General features: G+C 60.1%; 16 protein-coding genes. 10 read left to right on the top strand and 6 right to left on the bottom strand.

The genetic code is table 11. The features are described 5' to 3' along the window. Positions 1-92 precede the first annotated feature (92 nt). The 3 genes from J2T55_RS12890 to J2T55_RS12880 all read right to left on the bottom strand — a co-directional run bounded on the left by J2T55_RS12890 (position 93) and on the right by J2T55_RS12880 (position 1,239). Complete coding sequence (locus J2T55_RS12890; RefSeq protein WP_259057757.1) at positions 93-467, bottom strand: PepSY domain-containing protein; 375 nt, start codon at positions 465-467, stop codon at positions 93-95. A gap of 24 nt (positions 468-491) precedes the next feature. Then, the gene (locus tag J2T55_RS12885; protein WP_259057755.1) at positions 492-836 is read right to left on the bottom strand and encodes a PepSY domain-containing protein; all 345 of its coding nucleotides are present in this window, start codon (positions 834-836) and stop codon (positions 492-494) included. Positions 837-924: 88 nt separating this feature from the next. Further along, positions 925-1,239: a PepSY domain-containing protein gene (locus J2T55_RS12880; protein ID WP_259057753.1), complete on the bottom strand. Its 315-nt coding sequence runs from the start codon at positions 1,237-1,239 to the stop codon at positions 925-927. A 270-nt stretch (positions 1,240-1,509) separates the two neighbouring features. Between J2T55_RS12880 and J2T55_RS12875 the strand changes: the two genes are divergently transcribed. The 4 genes from J2T55_RS12875 (at position 1,510) to J2T55_RS12860 (ending at position 6,653) form a co-directional block, all read left to right on the top strand. After that, positions 1,510-3,783, top strand: coding sequence for a nitrite/sulfite reductase (locus J2T55_RS12875; RefSeq protein ID WP_259057750.1), 2,274 nt, complete (start codon positions 1,510-1,512; stop codon positions 3,781-3,783). Positions 3,784-3,902: 119 nt separating this feature from the next. Beyond that, the gene (locus tag J2T55_RS12870; RefSeq protein WP_259057749.1) at positions 3,903-4,490 is read left to right on the top strand and encodes a hypothetical protein; all 588 of its coding nucleotides are present in this window, start codon (positions 3,903-3,905) and stop codon (positions 4,488-4,490) included. A 333-nt stretch (positions 4,491-4,823) separates the two neighbouring features. Further along, positions 4,824-6,149, top strand: a complete 1,326-nt coding sequence (locus J2T55_RS12865) for an MFS transporter (protein WP_259057748.1) — start codon at positions 4,824-4,826, stop codon at positions 6,147-6,149. A 162-nt stretch (positions 6,150-6,311) separates the two neighbouring features. Next, positions 6,312-6,653 carry a hypothetical protein gene (locus tag J2T55_RS12860; protein WP_259057746.1) on the top strand — a complete coding sequence of 114 codons (342 nt, stop codon included), beginning with the start codon at positions 6,312-6,314 and terminating at the stop codon, positions 6,651-6,653. 62 nt (positions 6,654-6,715) lie between these two features. Here the strand turns inward: J2T55_RS12860 and ssb are convergent, their stop codons facing one another. Beyond that, positions 6,716-7,180 carry a single-stranded DNA-binding protein gene (gene ssb, locus J2T55_RS12855; RefSeq protein ID WP_259057745.1) on the bottom strand — a complete coding sequence of 155 codons (465 nt, stop codon included), beginning with the start codon at positions 7,178-7,180 and terminating at the stop codon, positions 6,716-6,718. Between the two features lie 252 nt (positions 7,181-7,432). Here ssb and uvrA point away from each other — a divergent pair, with 252 nt between their 5' ends. From uvrA to J2T55_RS12835, 4 genes are all read left to right on the top strand, one after another. Continuing rightward, positions 7,433-10,378, top strand: coding sequence for an excinuclease ABC subunit UvrA (uvrA, locus tag J2T55_RS12850; RefSeq protein ID WP_259057743.1), 2,946 nt, complete (start codon positions 7,433-7,435; stop codon positions 10,376-10,378). Between the two features lie 75 nt (positions 10,379-10,453). Then, entirely contained in the window at positions 10,454-10,675 is a 222-nt protein-coding gene (locus J2T55_RS12845; protein ID WP_259057741.1) for a hypothetical protein, read from the top strand. Between the two features lie 47 nt (positions 10,676-10,722). Continuing rightward, on the top strand, positions 10,723-10,950 hold the full coding sequence (locus J2T55_RS12840; RefSeq protein ID WP_259057739.1) for a hypothetical protein: 228 nt from the start codon (positions 10,723-10,725) through the stop codon (positions 10,948-10,950). Positions 10,951-10,963: 13 nt separating this feature from the next. Beyond that, positions 10,964-11,896: a carbohydrate kinase family protein gene (locus J2T55_RS12835; protein WP_259057737.1), complete on the top strand. Its 933-nt coding sequence runs from the start codon at positions 10,964-10,966 to the stop codon at positions 11,894-11,896. A 327-nt stretch (positions 11,897-12,223) separates the two neighbouring features. Here J2T55_RS12835 and J2T55_RS12830 read toward each other — a convergent pair whose 3' ends face one another. Together J2T55_RS12830 and J2T55_RS12825 are read right to left on the bottom strand one after the other, a co-directional pair. Then, complete coding sequence (locus J2T55_RS12830; RefSeq protein ID WP_259057735.1) at positions 12,224-12,643, bottom strand: GlcG/HbpS family heme-binding protein; 420 nt, start codon at positions 12,641-12,643, stop codon at positions 12,224-12,226. A gap of 125 nt (positions 12,644-12,768) precedes the next feature. Continuing rightward, positions 12,769-14,847, bottom strand: a complete 2,079-nt coding sequence (locus J2T55_RS12825; protein WP_259057732.1) for a thioredoxin domain-containing protein — start codon at positions 14,845-14,847, stop codon at positions 12,769-12,771. Positions 14,848-14,950: 103 nt separating this feature from the next. On the opposite strand from J2T55_RS12825, the gene lgt reads away from it, so the two are divergent. Continuing rightward, entirely contained in the window at positions 14,951-15,748 is a 798-nt protein-coding gene (lgt, locus tag J2T55_RS12820) for a prolipoprotein diacylglyceryl transferase (RefSeq protein ID WP_259057759.1), read from the top strand. A gap of 48 nt (positions 15,749-15,796) precedes the next feature. Next, on the top strand, positions 15,797-16,591 hold the full coding sequence (locus J2T55_RS12815) for a thymidylate synthase (RefSeq protein ID WP_259057730.1): 795 nt from the start codon (positions 15,797-15,799) through the stop codon (positions 16,589-16,591). Positions 16,592-16,811: the final 220 nt, after the last annotated feature.

The following is a 16,811-nucleotide window of genomic DNA, read 5'->3' as shown; positions in this document are numbered from 1 at the left end:
GGGCATGGTCGCCTCAACTCACTGTTTTGTCCGAAAACAATGATAACAGGCACCATGCCCATCCTTAATTAAACCGCAAAGATCAACAGGCCCTAGTCCCACTCGCGCCGGCGCTCGATGATTTCGCCGCTATCAGCATCTATATCCAGTTCCCATTCCCGGCCAGACTTGTCGATGAATTCAAATTCATAATAGTCCGTCAAAAAACCACGATCGAAATCGATATCGATGACGCGACCATTGAACAGGTTCTCAATGCGTTTGATGAGTGTCTCTGGCGACTGTATATCCCCGGTCCGGACCAGTTCACGCATGGCATTATCTTCGTCGAGCAGGATGGTCGGTGTCCAGCCGGCAGGTATACGGAAATTTTCGTACACTTCATCGGCCGTGAGAATGATGACGCCACAGCCAACGATGAAGCCGGTAATTAGGCTACCTATAATTAGCCCGCTTCGGTTGTTCATGGGCATGGCCACATTCCTGACAGACTAGTCATCCCGCTCGCGCTCAAGCAGTTCGCCGGTGCGGGCGTCGACATCGATATCCCAGACAACGCCGCTGTCGTCTACCACTTCCATTTCATAGATATAGCGACCGTCATCATCTTCCAGTTCGATCTCGATGACGCGCCCGGGCTGCAGCTCGCGAACACGTCCCAATATAGACTCAAGTGGCAGGATTTCACCTGACTGTTTGAGTTCCATGACATTATTAATGTCCAGTTCGGCAAGCAGCAATGCCTGCTCATCGTCAAAGCCGATAGCCTGTGTGGCCACTGGCGGCAGCGCGACCGCACTACCCAGTATCAGGCCTGCAAGAGATGCTCGATACATGTTGATTCTCTGCTGGAGTGCTCTATCGGTCCGGGTACGGAACGGCCTGCCCCTGGCGGGGCAGGCCATAGCGCCCTGGACGGTTTGTTTACCAGTTCTCGCGCTCACGCTCTTCCTTGAGGATTTCGCCGCTGTTGGCGTCGACTTTGACATCATACTCGTAACCGTCGCGGCCACGAATCTCGATTTCATAGACATCGCCGCGCCATTCGCGGTCGAGTTCGACCTCGGTCACCGTACCATCGTACTTCTCTGCCATCTGGCTGGTGATCGCTTCCATCGATATTTCCGGGGTGCCCCGTTTCTTGTCGCTGTTTTCAGCCTGGCTGATATTGGCGGCCAGCAGAAAACTGCCGGCAATGAGAACGCTGCCGGTGGAAATCGTGTATTTCTTGACTGTCATGGTTGTACTCCTTTTATATGGGGATATGTTGACCAGTGGCAGGCAGCGTACGCGCTGCCAATGAAGCCAAACTGAAAGTGGGCTGAAATCAGGCTGAAAATGGTAAACGGGCGTGAGAGGAGGGCTATTAATAACTATTTTTCATATAGATAGTTGTAATTAGCCCTTTTACGAATATGGAATAGTTGCTATCTTGCACGCCCTGAAAAAAGGCGGGAGGCCGCTGTGAGCCTGTCTGCCGACTGCTGCACCTGAACGCTGGAAGCTGCTATGACGACCTGGAAAGAGACCTTAAAAGACGAGATGCCCGCCGAGCTGGCGCAGGAAATCGATACGTTCGAGACGCAAATCGGCCTGAAAAAGCAGGGCAAGATCGACGACAAGCTGTTTGCCGAGACGCGGCTGCGCCGCGGCGCCTACGGTCAGCGTTATGACAATGGCCAGCGTCATGACGGCGTCGAGACCCGTGAGCTGCATTACCCGACCGCGGCGACCAAGGGGCCCGATACCCTCTGGGATGCGCCCGGCATGATGCGCATCAAGATCCCGTTCGGCGGCATGAATGCCGAGCAGATGGATGTCATGGCCGACCTGGCCGAGGAATACTCCGACGCGATCTGCCACGTCACCACGCGCCAGGACATCCAGCTGCACTACATCCACATCGATGACACGCCGGATCTGCAGCGACGCCTGGCCGCTGTCGGCATCACCACCCGCGAGGCCTGTGGCAACGGCGTGCGCAACGTCACCGCCTGCCCGATCTCCGGCGTCTGCAACGACGAGAGTTTTGACGTCACACCGTATTCGAAAGCCATGGCCTTCTTCCTGCTCGGCCACCCGGATACCCAGGATTTCGGCCGCAAGTTCAAGGTCGCCTTCTCCGGCTGCAAGGGCAAGGCCTGCGGCCTGACCAATATCCACGACCTCGGCTTCATCGCCCGCAAGAAGATGGTCGACGGCGAAGAAAAGCGCGGCTTCGAGATGTACGTCGGTGGCGGGCTCGGCGCGGTGCCGTACGAGGCCAAGCCGTTCGATGAGTTCGTGCCGGAAACCGAAATCCTGCCGCTGGCCCAGGCCATCTCGCGTGTCTTCGCGCGCCTGGGCGAAAAGCGCAACCGCGGCCGCGCCCGCATCAAGTTTCTTATCGACAAGATCGGTATCGATGAATTTCGCCGGCTGGTGCTGGCGGAGCGCGAGATCCTGCCGCACGACGAGCGCTGGACCGGCTATCTGGATGACGTGCGCGCTTGGGAGGAAACACCGGTCAAGGAACCGGCCGAACTGACCACGGGTGTGTCCGACGCCCAATTCGAGACCTGGCGCGCGACCAACATCTACCGCCAGAAGCAGAAGGGCTATACGACGGTCACCGTGGCCCTGCCGTTGGGCGACCTGACTTCCTGGCAGATGCGCCAGCTGGCCGATATCGCCCGCAAGTACTGCGGCGACAACGTGCGTCTGACCGTCGAGCAGAACATCGTGCTGCGCTGGGTGGCGGAAGCCGATCTGCCGGCCGTTTACCGGGAACTGGAACATGTCGGCCTGGCGCAGCCGGGTGCCGGCACGATCTTCGATGTCGTGTCCTGCCCGGGTACGGATACCTGCAAGCTCGGTATCTCGTCGTCGCGCGGGCTGGCCGGCGAGCTGCACGAGCGGCTGGCGACGCGCTACCAGCAGTTCGACAGTGCCATTCAGGGTCTGCGCATCAAGATCAGCGGCTGCTTCAACTCCTGTGGCCAGCACCACCTCGCCGATCTCGGCTTCTACGGCGTGTCGCGCAAGGTGGGCGGCAGGACCGTGCCGCACTTCCGTGTCGTGCTCGGCGGCCAGTGGGAAAACAACGGCGGCTCTTATGGTTTAACAGTGGGCGCCGTGCCGTCCAAGCGCGTACCGGACTTCGTCGACAGGATCACCGAAAAATACTTGGCCGAGCGCGAGGGTGAGCAGGAAAGTTTCCAGGCCTTCATCCAGCGCTTCGGCAAGCGCGAGTTGAAGAAGGTGCTGGACGAGTTTTCGGCCGTACCGCCGTACGAGATGGACCCGAGTTACTATTCCGACTGGCGCGATCCGCGCGAATACAGCATTACCGATATTGGCGTCGGTGAGTGTGCCGGCGAAGTGGTGTCACGCATCGACTTCGATCTGCAGAATGCCGAGCGGCTCTATTTCGAGGCGCAACTACAGCACGAGGAAGGCAATTATCAGAAGGCTGACGAGACTGCCTTCCAGGCGATGGTGGTCGCCGCCGGCGGTCTGGTGCGACTGGAAAACCAGGATGTGCCGGATGAGGCTGACAAGGTGGTACCGGAATTTCGCAAGCGCTTCTACGATACCGGGCTGTTCCACGACAAGTACGCCGGTGGCAAGTTTGCCGAGTATCTGTTCAATCGCTATGAAGATACCAATCGGGAATATACCGCGGACAAGGTACGGCTGTTACTGGAAGAAACCCAGCTCTTCATCGAGGCCGCCCATGCCTGCAATACCCGTCTGATCGAGCAGGCCAGCGCCGAGCGCAAGGCCAAGCTCGACAAGGATTAAAAGGACAGCAAGGCAGATACAGCGAACGCCTGAGTTATCAGCCCGTAGACGATAGCCGCGCCATGCCCGTGCAAGCGGGCGTGGCGCAACTTTTTGAATACATACCAGCAATCACAAAAATGATCACTGACCTGCACAGAATCGGCATCAAGTTCCTGACGGCCCGGGGCGATGACATACCGTTGACGGACTTCATTCCGATATTCCATGCCTGGATACAGGAAGGCAAGCTTGAGGACGTCATGATCGATGTCGCCGAATATAGCCATGTTCCCGCCGGCCCGGGCACTATGCTGATCGCCCATGAAGGCAATTATGCTATCGATGAAACAGGTAACCGGCGCGGCTTCGTTTATTACAGCAAGCAGGAAGTGTCGGGCGATAACCTCGCGGATCGGCTTGCCGTCGTCTGTCGCAAGAACCTCGCAGCCTGCAAGCTGCTGGAAGCCGAGGATACCTTCAAGGACAGGCTTGCCTTCGACTTCGGTCGTATCGAGATATTCTTCAATGATCGTCTCAATGGTCCCAACAGTGATGAGACCTGGCAGGCTTTTGAACCCGTATTGAAGTCGTTCATGGCCCGGCTTTACCCGAACACCGATTTCGAGGCCCGCTATGAAACCGGTGATCCGCGTGAACGCTTCAGTGTCAGTGTGTCACTGCAGGATGACGCCGCCAGCGCGGAGGATTTACTGGCACGACTCTGAGTTGTCAGGGAAAGTCACCAGAAAAGACGGCTTGCAGGCAACTCAGGCGATGTGAGTGGACTTGTCGCCGCGACAGATGAGGTAGCGAGGTAGGCCCCTATGAGCGGGCGCTGGCGCTCACGCAGCAGAAACCGGAGCGGCGGTTTCTGCAAAGACGTCTGGATGAACTCAACAATGCAGGAGTACCGGGATCGGGGATTGCCTGATCGTTATTTTGTAAGGTGTGCGGCGCCCACCGGTTGCGGCGTTTCCGGCGTCACGATAAAAGTGTGCTGCTCTGATATGCTTATGGCCCATGACGGTTAATAAGGGACCAGCAACGGGACCAGCATCATGAGCCAGTTTACGCTACTGGGTAGCCGTCGCTTCGGGCCGCTGTTCGCTACACAGTTTCTCGGCGCACTGAACGACAATGTCTACAAGAATGCGGTGGTCATTTTCATCGCTTTCGCGCTGGCCGATCGCAGCGGCATCGACAGTAACCTGTTGGTCGTGCTTGCCGGTGGCGTATTCATCCTGCCGTTCTTTCTTTTTTCGGCCACCGCCGGCCAGCTGGCCGACAAGTTCGACAAGGCCTGGCTGATCCGCTGGGTCAAGCTCGGCGAGATCGCCATCATGTCGCTGGGCGCCTGCGCGTTCATCCTGGAAAGCGTGGTGTTGCTGTTTACCGTACTGATGCTGATGGGGGCGCAGTCGGCGCTGTTCGGGCCGCTGAAATACGGCATCCTGCCGCAGCTGGTCGAACTGTCCGAACTGACCGGTGCCAACGGCATGGTGCAGATGGGCACGTATATTTCCATCCTGCTCGGCACCATCCTCGGCGGCGTGCTGATCGCGGTCAGCGGTTACGGCGTGTTCCTGGTAACGATTGCCGTGCTGCTGTTCGCGTTGAGCGGCTGGTACGCCAGCCGTTTCATACCGCGCGTCGGTGCCGCCGAACCCGGTCTGCGTGTCGATCCGAATTTCCCCGCCCGTACCTGGCAGCTGCTGCGCTACTGCTACCGTGACCCGACGCTGTTCCTCGCCATTGTTGGCGTTTCCTGGTTCTGGTTTCTCGGTGCGACGTTCCTGTCGCTGGTGCCGGGTTATACCCGCGATCTTTTGCAGGGCAACGAGCATGTCGCGACCCTGTTGCTGACGGCGTTCTCGGTCGGTATCGGCATCGGCTCGCTCACCTGCGAACGCTTTTCGCATGGCCGTATCGAGCTGCGCCTGGTGGTGGTCGGTATTCTCGGTATGTCGCTGTTCGCCCTGGGGCTGTACCTGCTCGGGGAGCCGGCCACTGATGGCGACCAGCTGCTGGATGCGGCGGCCTTTCTCGGCTACTGGCAGCACTGGCTGGTGTTGCTGGGGTTGACAGGCATCGGCCTGTTCGGCGGGCTGTATATCGTGCCGCTGTACACGCTGGTGCAGTACCGGGCAGCGGCGGACCACCGTGCCCGCGTCATCGCCGCGAACAACGTGCTCAACGCCCTGTTCATGGTGTTATCGGCGCTGGTGACGATGGCACTGATCGGTGCCAATGCCGGTATCCCGTTGATTTTCGGACTGATCGGAGTCATGAACCTGCTGTTTGCGGTGTTTATCCTGGCGCGTTTGCAGCCGCTGCGCGCCACGCTCGGCCGGCTGGAGCGCTATCTGCCGGGGACGGTGCGCTAGCTGACCGCCTTCGCATTTTTCGCGGCCGGCGTTTGAAGGTGTGCCACAGACGGGATAATCTCCTTGATTGTGAATGGTTTTCGGATGGGCTGAAACGGGGGTACACTGCCCGGGGTCGAAATCTATACAAGCATCAACAAGCGAAGGAGAGAGGCTGTTACGATGAACTATAAATTATTACTGGTAGCTGCGGGCGTCATCATGCTGAGCGCCTGTGGGCAGGAAGACGGCGGTCCGGACGAGGGTGAAGCCGGCGATTTTGGCTCCGGCGATGCGGAAACCCAGATCGAGGTGCCCGACTCGGGCGAGGTCGTAGATTCCGGCCTGGGCTATGAATTCGCCGTGATCGACCATGAGCGGGATAGCGAAGAATACGAGATCCGCAGGTCAATCAATGGTGTTGAAGCCCTAATCGAGAAGTACGAGGAAAACGACTGGGACACGGCCGAACTGGAAGAGCAGCTGGAAGAGCTGCAGGCTGAACTCGACGACCTGATCAACTAGGCATCACTCTGTAACCGCCGGGATCACCTGATCCCGGCGGTCCATTTCGATAGTCCCTCCCGCTAGAACGGAATATCGTCATCGAAATCATCCGCGCCGGCCGGCTGGCGGGCGGCGGATTCATCCGGCTGGTTATTGCTGCTGCGCGACTGGCTTGAGCCGCCGCCGCCACCGCCGCTGCCGCCACGGCCGCCACCGAGCATCTGCATCTCGCTGGCGACGATCTCGGTGGAATACTTGTCGTTGCCATCCTTGTCCTGCCACTTGCGCGTCTGCAGACGGCCCTCAACGTAAATCTGCGAGCCCTTGTTGAGGTATTCGCCGACGATCTCGGCCAGCCGGCCGAAAAACACGACCCGGTGCCACTCGGTACGTTCCTGCTGGTCGCCGGATTCCTTGTCGCGCCAGCTGTCGGTGGTGGCCAGACTGACGTTGGCGACCGCGGCGCCGCTGGCGGTGTAGCGGACTTCCGGGTCGTTGCCGAGATTCCCGAGTAGAATGACTTTATTGACGCCTCTGCTGGCCATAGTGGTGTTCCCCGCTGTCCTTGGTTCTGTTGAATCTGCTGGTTTGTTCGCTGTCTATAGTCGCGCTGGTCGACGCAGTCCGCGTTCGTGACTGTACGCCTGCCAGCGGCCGGAGGGAAGAAACGCTGACCTGAACCGTTTCGGTGCAGGCAGCGGCAAAGCTGGCTTTGCCTGATCCGGCGCTAAACCCGTATATTAGCAGTTTCGCCTGTAGCCCGCGAAGCAGTCGCCAAACGCCCATAAAGGAAGTTAATGGACACTATCCGTATCCGCGGTGCGCGTACGCACAACCTCAAAAGTATCGACCTGGACCTGCCGCGCGACCGGCTGATCGTCATCACCGGCCTGTCCGGCTCCGGCAAGTCGTCGCTGGCCTTCGACACCATCTACGCCGACGGCCAGCGCCGCTATGTCGAATCGCTGTCGGCCTACGCCCGTCAGTTCCTGTCGATGATGGAAAAACCCGACGTCGACCATATCGAGGGTCTGTCGCCGGCGATTTCCATCGAGCAGAAGTCGACCTCGCACAACCCGCGCTCGACGGTGGGCACGATCACCGAGATCTATGACTACCTGCGGTTGCTGTTTGCGCGCGTCGGCGAGCCGCGCTGTCCCACGCACGGCGAGGTGCTGGCGGCGCAGAGTATCAGCCAGATGGTTGATACCGTGCTGGCGCGGCCCGAGGGCGAGAAGCTGATGCTGCTGGCACCGGTCATCCAGGGCCGCAAGGGCGAGCACGTTCAGGTGCTGGAGGGCCTGCGCGCCGAGGGTTTCGTGCGCGCCCGGGTTAATGGCCAGGTGATCGAGCTCGACGATATCCAGCCGCTGGAGCGTTACAAGAAACACGACATCGAAGCGGTCGTCGACCGCTTCAAGGTGCGCCACGAAGACGCGTCCGATTCGGGTCCCGGCATGCAGCAGCGGCTGGCCGAGTCGTTCGAGACCGCCATCCGACTGTCCGACGGGCTGGCGAGCATCGCGCCACTGGAGGGTGACGGTGTCGAGGAGCTGTTCTCGGCCCGGCACGCCTGCCCGCACTGCGGTTACAGTATCAGCGAGCTGGAGCCGAAAATGTTCTCGTTCAACAACCCGGCCGGCGCCTGCGGCGGTTGTGACGGGCTCGGTGTCATCCAGTTCTTCGATCCGGACCAGGTCGTGCAGGACAGCAGCCTGAGCCTGCCCGGCGGCGCGATCCGCGGCTGGGATCGGCGTAACGCCTACTATTTCAGTCTTATCCAGTCGCTGGCCAAGCACTACAAGTTCCACATCGACACTGCCTTCGGCGACCTGCCGGAGCAGGTTCGCGAAGTGATCCTGTACGGCAGCGGCGACGAGGAAATCCAGTTCACCTACCTGAACCAGCGCCAGGGCAAGATCAAGCGCAAGCACCCGTTCGAGGGTGTCATTCCGAACATGGAACGGCGCTATCGCGAGACCGATTCGCAGATGCTGCGCGAGGAGATGGCGCGCTATCAGACGCAGAAGGCGTGCCCGAAGTGCCACGGCAGCCGTCTGAACGAGGCGGCGCGGCACGTCTTCATCGGCGACTGCAACCTGCCGGACGTGGTCGCCATGCCGGTCGGTTACGCCGAACAGTATTTCAGCGAACTGCAGCTGGAAGGTCGGCGCCAGGAAATCGCCGCCAAGATCCTGAAAGAGGTCAGTGAGCGGCTGAAGTTTCTGATGAACGTCGGCCTCGATTACCTGACCCTGGATCGCAGTGCCGAGTCGCTGTCCGGCGGCGAGGCGCAGCGCATTCGCCTGGCCAGCCAGATCGGCGCCGGGCTGGTCGGCGTCATGTACATTCTCGACGAGCCGTCGATCGGCCTGCATCAGCGCGACAATGCGCGGTTGCTGGCGACCCTGCGGCGGCTGCGTGACCTGGGCAATACCGTCATCGTCGTCGAACACGACGAGGAAGCGATCCGCGAGGCCGATCACGTCGTCGACATGGGGCCGGGCGCCGGTGTCCACGGCGGCCATATCGTGGCCGAGGGAACGCCAGACGTCATCGCCGCCCATGAAACCTCGTTGACCGGTCAGTACCTGTCCGGCCGCAAGACCATTCCGGTGCCGCCGATGCGCACGCCCATGAATCCGAAAAAGACGGTCAGGCTGACCGGCGCCAGCGCCAACAACCTGAAAAACGTCACCATGGATTTGCCGGTGGGTTTGATGACCTGCGTGACCGGCGTGTCCGGTTCCGGCAAGTCGACGCTGATCAACGACACGCTGTATCGCATCGTCGCGCGCGAGCTCAATGGCGCGGCGCTGCAACCGGCCGCGCACAAGTCCATCAAGCACCTCGATCTTATCGACAAGGTCGTCGATATCGATCAGAGTCCGATCGGCCGCACACCGCGGTCCAACCCGGCAACCTATACCGGCCTGTTCACGCCGATCCGCGAGCTATTCGCCGGCGTGCCGGAAGCGCGTACGCGCGGCTACCAGCCGGGTCGCTTCAGCTTCAATGTCAAGGGCGGCCGCTGCGAGGCCTGCCAGGGCGACGGCGACATCAAGGTCGAGATGCATTTTCTGCCGGACATCTACGTGCCCTGCGATGTCTGCAAGGGTCAGCGTTACAGCCGCGAGACGCTGGAGATCCGCTACAAGGGCAAGAACATCCATGAAGTGCTGGACATGACGGTCGAGGAAGCACGCAGTTTCTTCGATCCGGTGCCGGCGCTGGCCCGCAAACTGCAGACGCTGATGGATGTCGGCCTGTCCTATATCCGCCTGGGCCAGAACGCGACCACGCTGTCCGGTGGTGAAGCGCAGCGCATCAAGCTGTCGCGTGAACTGTCGAAGCGCGATACCGGCAGCACCCTGTACATTCTGGATGAGCCGACCACCGGTCTGCATTTTCAGGATATTCAGCAATTATTGAACGTGTTGCATCGGCTGCGCGATCACGGTAATACGGTCGTAGTCATCGAGCACAATCTCGATGTCATCAAGACCGCCGACTGGCTCATCGATCTCGGTCCCGAAGGTGGTGACAAGGGTGGCGAGATCATTGCTACGGGCACACCGGAAGATGTCGCTGCCGTTGAAGCGTCGCATACTGGCCGTTATCTGCGACCGTTGCTGGGGCTCGCCGCGACCGGCACGAAGCAAGCGCCGACCAAAAAGAAAACGGCCAGGAAACGTCAGTCAACAAAAAAGAAGACGCGTACGCGTGCCACGGCCTCGAGTTGATCGCTGCCAGTCTGGTGTTGTTTTACAGGTTTTGTTTAAACAGAGTTTTTTTGAGGAACTGCTTGGAGATTAGCCATGAGCCAGCATGATGAAGACCGCGCTGCCCTGCAGCGTCAACGTGAAGAGTTGCAGGCCCGTATCGATGCCATCAAGAGCGATTATGCCGGCGGTCTGGATGCGGATTTCGAGGAACAGGCGCAGCAACTGGAAAACGCCGAGGTACTTGAGGCATTGCTCAAGCAGGCCTACGAGGAACTCGCCCAGATCGATCGCCAGCTCGATAAACTGAACCGCTGATTTTCCCGTCCCCGTCGATAGAGCCGGCGTCCTGCTGCTCTGACCGAATGCAATTCAGGCGCCCATGTCGTCTGCCGGGCGTGGTGCGGGGCGGAAAAGAAATCCGTCAGGCAAAATGTTATAATACCCCGATTGTGCCGCTGTTTAGCAGCAAATTCGATCATAATCCGCTGTTTTCTATATATTTTTTTTGCCTGGCGCAACAAGTTTTCCAGATTGCCCGGGCCTGCGGCAAGACGTTTTTCTTAACCTTCAAAGCCATTTCTGAAAATTAGGACCCCGTTTCTTATGTCAGCACTTATTTGTGGATCATTTGCATTCGATAACATCATGGTCTTTCCGGATCGTTTCAAGAATCACATCCTGCCGGAAAAGGTCCATATCCTGAACGTATCTTTCCTGGTGCCCGAGATGCGTCGCCAGTTCGGCGGTTGCGCCGGCAATATCGCCTATAACCTGAAGCTGCTGGGCGGTTCGCCGCTGCCGATGGCGACGGTTGGTTCCGACTTCGGCGACTACAGCGCCTGGCTGGACAAGCACAAGATTTCGCGCGATCACATCAAGGTTGTCGACAGCGAGTTCACCGGCCAGGCCTTCATCACGACCGATCTGGATGACAACCAGATCACGGCCTTCCATCCGGGTGCCATGCAACACGCGCATACCCAGAAGGTGACCGATGCCAAGGGCGTGAAGGTCGGTATCGTTTCACCGGATGGTCGCGATGGCATGCTGCAACATGCCGAACAGTTTGCCGAGGCCGGCATTCCGTTCATCTTTGATCCGGGTCAGGGCATGCCGATGTTCGACGGTGACGAGCTGAAGAAATTCGTCGAGCTGGCGACCTATGTGACCCTGAACGACTATGAGTGGCAGCTCCTGCGCGAGCGCACCGGTCTGAGCGAACAGGAAGTCTCCGATCGCGTCGAGGCATTGATCATCACCCGTGGCGGTGACGGTTCCGACATCTATGCCAAGGGCGAACACTATCAGATCCCGTGTACCAAGCCGGAAGCGGTCAACGACCCGACCGGTTGCGGCGATGCCTATCGTGCCGGCCTGCTGTACGGTTTTGAGCAGGAACTCGACTGGCCGACCACCGGCCGCATCGCCTCGCTGATGGGCACCATCAAGGTCGCCCACCACGGCACCCAGAACCATTCGTTCACGCTGGATGAGTTCAAGGCCAAGTACAAGGAAGCTTTCGGTTCCAGCTTCTGAACCTGAACGAACTTCAGGCAATAAAAAAGCGGAGCGCAAGCTCCGCTTTTTTTATGGGCAGTCACAAATGGTGATTGGATTGGTTACTGGTGATTAGTGATTGGAGCAGTGTTTCCCCACTTCACTCATCAAGTTCTTTGCGTATCTCGCGCGCATTTGCGGATTCTTTTCAGAGCAGGCAGACCGCAAATGAACGCCAATTAACGCGAATGGCAAATGGTGAGTGGTAACTGGTGATTCGAGAAATTGCTCTCCCTATCACTCACATGAGTATTTGTTTATTAATTTGCGTCCTTCGCGTTCATTTGCGGTTCTATTTCTGTGGCTCTACTGTGTATTACTGCCTATAGCCTTGGCGCCGGCAATGGCGCAGGTGTCGTCCTCATCCGGGGCGCCGCCGCCGAGGCCGATCCCGCCGATGACGTGACCGTCCTTCCAGATCGGTACGCCGCCGGGGCTCGGCAGTGCCTGTGCCGGCATGACGCTTGGCAGCGAGTACCACAGCAGCGGGTTCTGGTCCTTGTGTTCGGTGATTTCCATGGTCGAACGGCGAAACGAAGCCGCGGCCATGGCCTTGGCGCGCGAGGTGTCGAAGGTGAAGAATCCGGCGCCGTCGCCGCGCGAGTAGAACACCAGCCGCCCGGCCTCGTCGACCACCGACACGCTCATCGGCTTGTTGAACTGCTTGCTGGTCTCGTGCGCGGCCTCGGCGGCCTGGCGCGCCATTTCCAGGGTCATTTCGATCATTGCTTGTCCTCTTCGGCATTGTTGTCGTGTTCGGGGCGCAGCCGCCACGGGCGCGGGCCGGCTGTCACGGAAAGAGGCGACAGTTTATAGAAACGCGGCGGCGGAAAACAGGCGCGCCCGCGGGTTCAGGCGCCATGTAGCTGTCGACGCAGCATCCCGGCGTCGTCGATCGGTGCCGAGCACTGCGTGCCGCTGCAGACATAGGCGACGGCCGGCCCCTGCGGTTGCATGGCCGCCAGGGCGCCGGGCAGGTTCGTCTCCGCGGCCGGAATGGTCAGCGTCAGGCGGCGTGGCTGATAGCCCTGTTGCGCGATCGCCTGCCAGGTGGGCAACTGGTCGGCGTCGCCGCGCAGGATGATCAGCTGCGGCGGGTAGAGGTTTTCCTCCAGCGCCAGCAATAACGCATTGTGGGCGAATGGCAGGCGCTCTATATCGGGCCAGGCCGCCAGCAGCGTGCGATGCGCGGCGTCGAGATAGCGCGGTTCGCCGAGCAGGTGACCGAGCCGTTGCAGGGCGAAGGCGGCGATGCCGTTGCCGTTCGGCAGCGAGTCGTCCATCAGCGGTTTGCTGCGCTGGATGAGCTGCTCGTGATCGTCGGCGGTGAAAAAGAAGCCGCCGCGCTGTTCGTCGGCATAGTGTTCGAGCAGGACCTCGGCCAGTTCGGCAGCAAAGTCAAGATCGGCGCGCCGCCAGCGTGCCTGCAGCAGCGTCAGTATCGCGTCCAGCAGGAACGCGTAATCGTCGAGATAGGCGTTCAGGTGCGCATGGCCATCCTTGTAGGTGGCCAGCAGGCGGCCGTTGACCCACAGGTGTTCGCGTATGCAATCGAGTGTGGTCGCCGCGGCCTCGATCCAGTCGTCGCGCTCGAACACGCGGCCGGCCGTGGCCAGGCCGCGGATCATCAGCGCGTTCCAGCTGGTCAGCAGCTTGTCGTCGCGGCCGGGCCGTACGCGTTCTTCGCGTACGGCAAAGAGTTTCTGCCGGGCGCGGTCGAGCAGGGCGCGGGCGTCGGCTATATCCAGTCCGAGTTCCTCGGCAACCTCGCTCAGTGGCCGGGTCACGCGCAGGTGCCAGTGGCCTTCGAAGTTGGCCGGCCGATCGAGGCCGTAGTGACGCATGACCAGTGGCAGCAGGCGTTCGGCCTCGGCGTCGTCTTTTAGCGCGGCCTCGATTGAGGCGGGTGTCCAGATGTAATACCTGCCTTCCTCACCCTCGGAGTCGGCATCGAGACTGGAATAGAATCCGCCTTCCGGCGCGCGCATCTCGCGCAGCACCCAGCCGGCAGTTTCCTCGGCAGTACGTTTGAATTGATCGTCGCCGCTGACCTGCCAGGCCTCGCTGTACAGCGCCAGCAACGGGCCGTTGTCGTAGAGCATTTTCTCGAAATGCGGGATATTCCACTCGGCGTCGACCGAATAGCGGCAGAAACCGCCGCCCAGATGATCGTAGATGCCGCCGGCGGCCATCGAACGCAGTGTCTGCAGGGCCATGTCGCGTGCCCGGGCGTCGCCTTCCAGTGCGTTGTGGCGCAGCAGGCGCTCGATGTGCGTGGGATGCGGAAATTTCGGTGCGCTGCCGATGCCGCCGTGCTGTTGATCGTAGTTTTGCGCCAGCTGCTCGATGGCCAGCGTCAGCGGCTGCGGGTTGAGACTGTCGGCACTGGCGGCGGTCTGTTGCGCCATCGAGTCCAGCGCTTGGCGCAGGGACTCGTTCTGGCGGCGGATGCTGTCCTGCTCGCTCTGGTAGAACTCGGCGATGCGCTGCAGGACCTCGCCGAAGCCGGGCAGGCCATGGCGCGGTTCGCGCGGGAAATAGGTACCGCCGAAAAACGGCAGGTGATCGTCATGGGTCAGGAACATGGTCAGCGGCCAGCCGCCGTTGCGCTGGGTGAGCATCTGCTGGGCGATCTGGTAGATGCGGTCCAGATCCGGCCGCTCTTCGCGGTCGACCTTAATGTTGACGAAGTGCTCGTTCATGATCGCTGCCGTGGCCGCGTCCTCGAACGACTCGTGCGCCATGACGTGACACCAGTGACAGGCCGAGTAGCCGATCGACAGCAGGATCGGCTTGCCCTCGCGGCGGGCCTTCTCCAGCGCAGCCTCACCCCAAGGATACCAGTCGACCGGGTTGGCCGCGTGCTGCAACAGGTAGGGGCTGGTCTCGTGGGCCAGGGCGTTACGGGCGGATGCGGACTGCTGGGACATCGGCGAACAACCGGCTGCGAATAGAGTGACGACTATAACGAATCCGGCCGCCGGCTGCCCACCGCTGGCGGGGGTGGGTGTCCATGATAAACTGCCGCGCACTATGCTCGAATATCCCGCGATTGATCCCGTCGCCGTCAGCATCGGTCCGCTCGATATCCGCTGGTACGGCCTGATGTACATCGTCGGCATCCTGCTCGGCTGGTGGCTGCTGCGCCAACGCGCCGCGCGCCACGGCTTCAGCCACGAGCAGCTCGCTGACCTGGTTTTTTTCGTCGTCCTCGGCGTCATCATCGGCGGCCGCCTGGGCTCGATACTGTTCTACAACCTGCCGTACTACCTGGATAACCCGTTGGCGGTGTTCAAGATATGGCAGGGTGGTATGGCCTTTCACGGTGGTCTGCTCGGTGTGCTGGCGGCAGTGTGGTGGTTCGCTCGCAGTCAGGGGCGGCGCTTTTTCGAGATTACCGACTATGTCGCGCCGGTGGTGCCGCTGGGGCTGTTTTTCGGCCGTATCGGCAACTTCATCAACGGCGAGCTCTGGGGCAAGCCGACCACCGCCCCCTGGGCGATGATCTTCCCGGATCCGGCTGCCGGCAACGTGCCGCGGCATCCGTCGCAGCTGTACGAGGCGGCGCTGGAAGGCCTGCTGCTGTTCGTCATCCTGTGGCTGTATTCATCGAAGCCGCGGCCGATGATGGCGGTCTCGGGTCTGTTTCTGATTGGCTACGGCGTGTTCCGTTTCCTGGTCGAGTTCGTGCGCGTGCCCGACGTCCAGCTCGGCTACCTGGCGTTCGGCTGGCTAACCATGGGACAGGTGCTGTGTGTGCCGATGATCCTGTTTGGTCTGCTGCTGCTGTATCTGGCTTACAGAAAGCCCGCTGTGGAAACGGCAAGGTAAAATGCTTTTTAACCACTTGTCACCGTTCAGCGCGCACGATTCACGGCCATGAGACAGTACCTCGATTTGCTGCAGCAGTTGCTGGATAGCGGTACCCGCAAGGCGGATCGCACCGGCACCGGCACGCTGAGTCGGTTCGGTCACCAGCTGCGCTTGGATCTGGCGGACGGTTTCCCGTTGCTGACCACCAAGAAACTGCACGTGAAATCGATCATTCACGAGCTGCTGTGGTTTTTGCAGGGCGATACCAATATTCATTACCTGAACGCGAACGGCGTGCGTATCTGGGACGAATGGGCTGACGCCAACGGCGATCTCGGTCCGGTCTACGGCCGACAGTGGCGCAGCTGGCCGACCGCCGACGGTCGCGCGATCGATCAGATCAGCGAGGTAGTCGAAAGCATCCGGAATAATCCCGACTCACGCCGTCTGATCGTCAGCGCCTGGAATGTCGGTGAACTCGATAGGATGGCGCTGATGCCGTGTCACGCGCTGTTTCAGTTCTACGTCGCCGACGGCCGGCTCTCCTGCCAGCTGTACCAGCGCAGTGCCGACGTATTCCTGGGCGTACCGTTCAATATCGCCTCGTATGCCCTGCTGACCATGATGGTCGCGCAGGTCACCGACCTGCGGCCCGGCGAATTCATTCACACGTTCGGCGATGTGCATCTGTACCTGAATCATATCGAGCAGGCGCGCGAGCAACTGGCTCGTGAGCCTTTGCCACTGTCGACCCTGCATATCAATCCCGATGTGAAGGATATTTTTAGTTTCAAATTTGAGGATTTCGAACTGCAGAACTATCAGGCGCATCCGCACATCAGTGCGCCGGTGGCAGTGTGAGTAAGGCGCAGACGCGTATCTCGTCGTTCGTGAGGGCTGCGCCCGTATCTCGTCGCTCGTGAAGTGTATCGCGCTTGTGAAATTCAGCCTTGACAGGTTGGCCCTGGCGGCCAAGCTTTTTTGACAAACGAGATACGAGATACGAGATACGAGATACGAGATACGAGATACGAGATACGAGATACGAGATACGAGATACGAGATACGAGATACGAGATAC

Source organism: Methylohalomonas lacus, from assembly GCF_024808875.1.
GTDB lineage: Bacteria > Pseudomonadota > Gammaproteobacteria > Methylohalomonadales > Methylohalomonadaceae > Methylohalomonas > Methylohalomonas lacus.
Note: the sequence above shows the minus strand (reverse complement) of the source record. Positions and strands in the feature narration are given on the sequence as shown.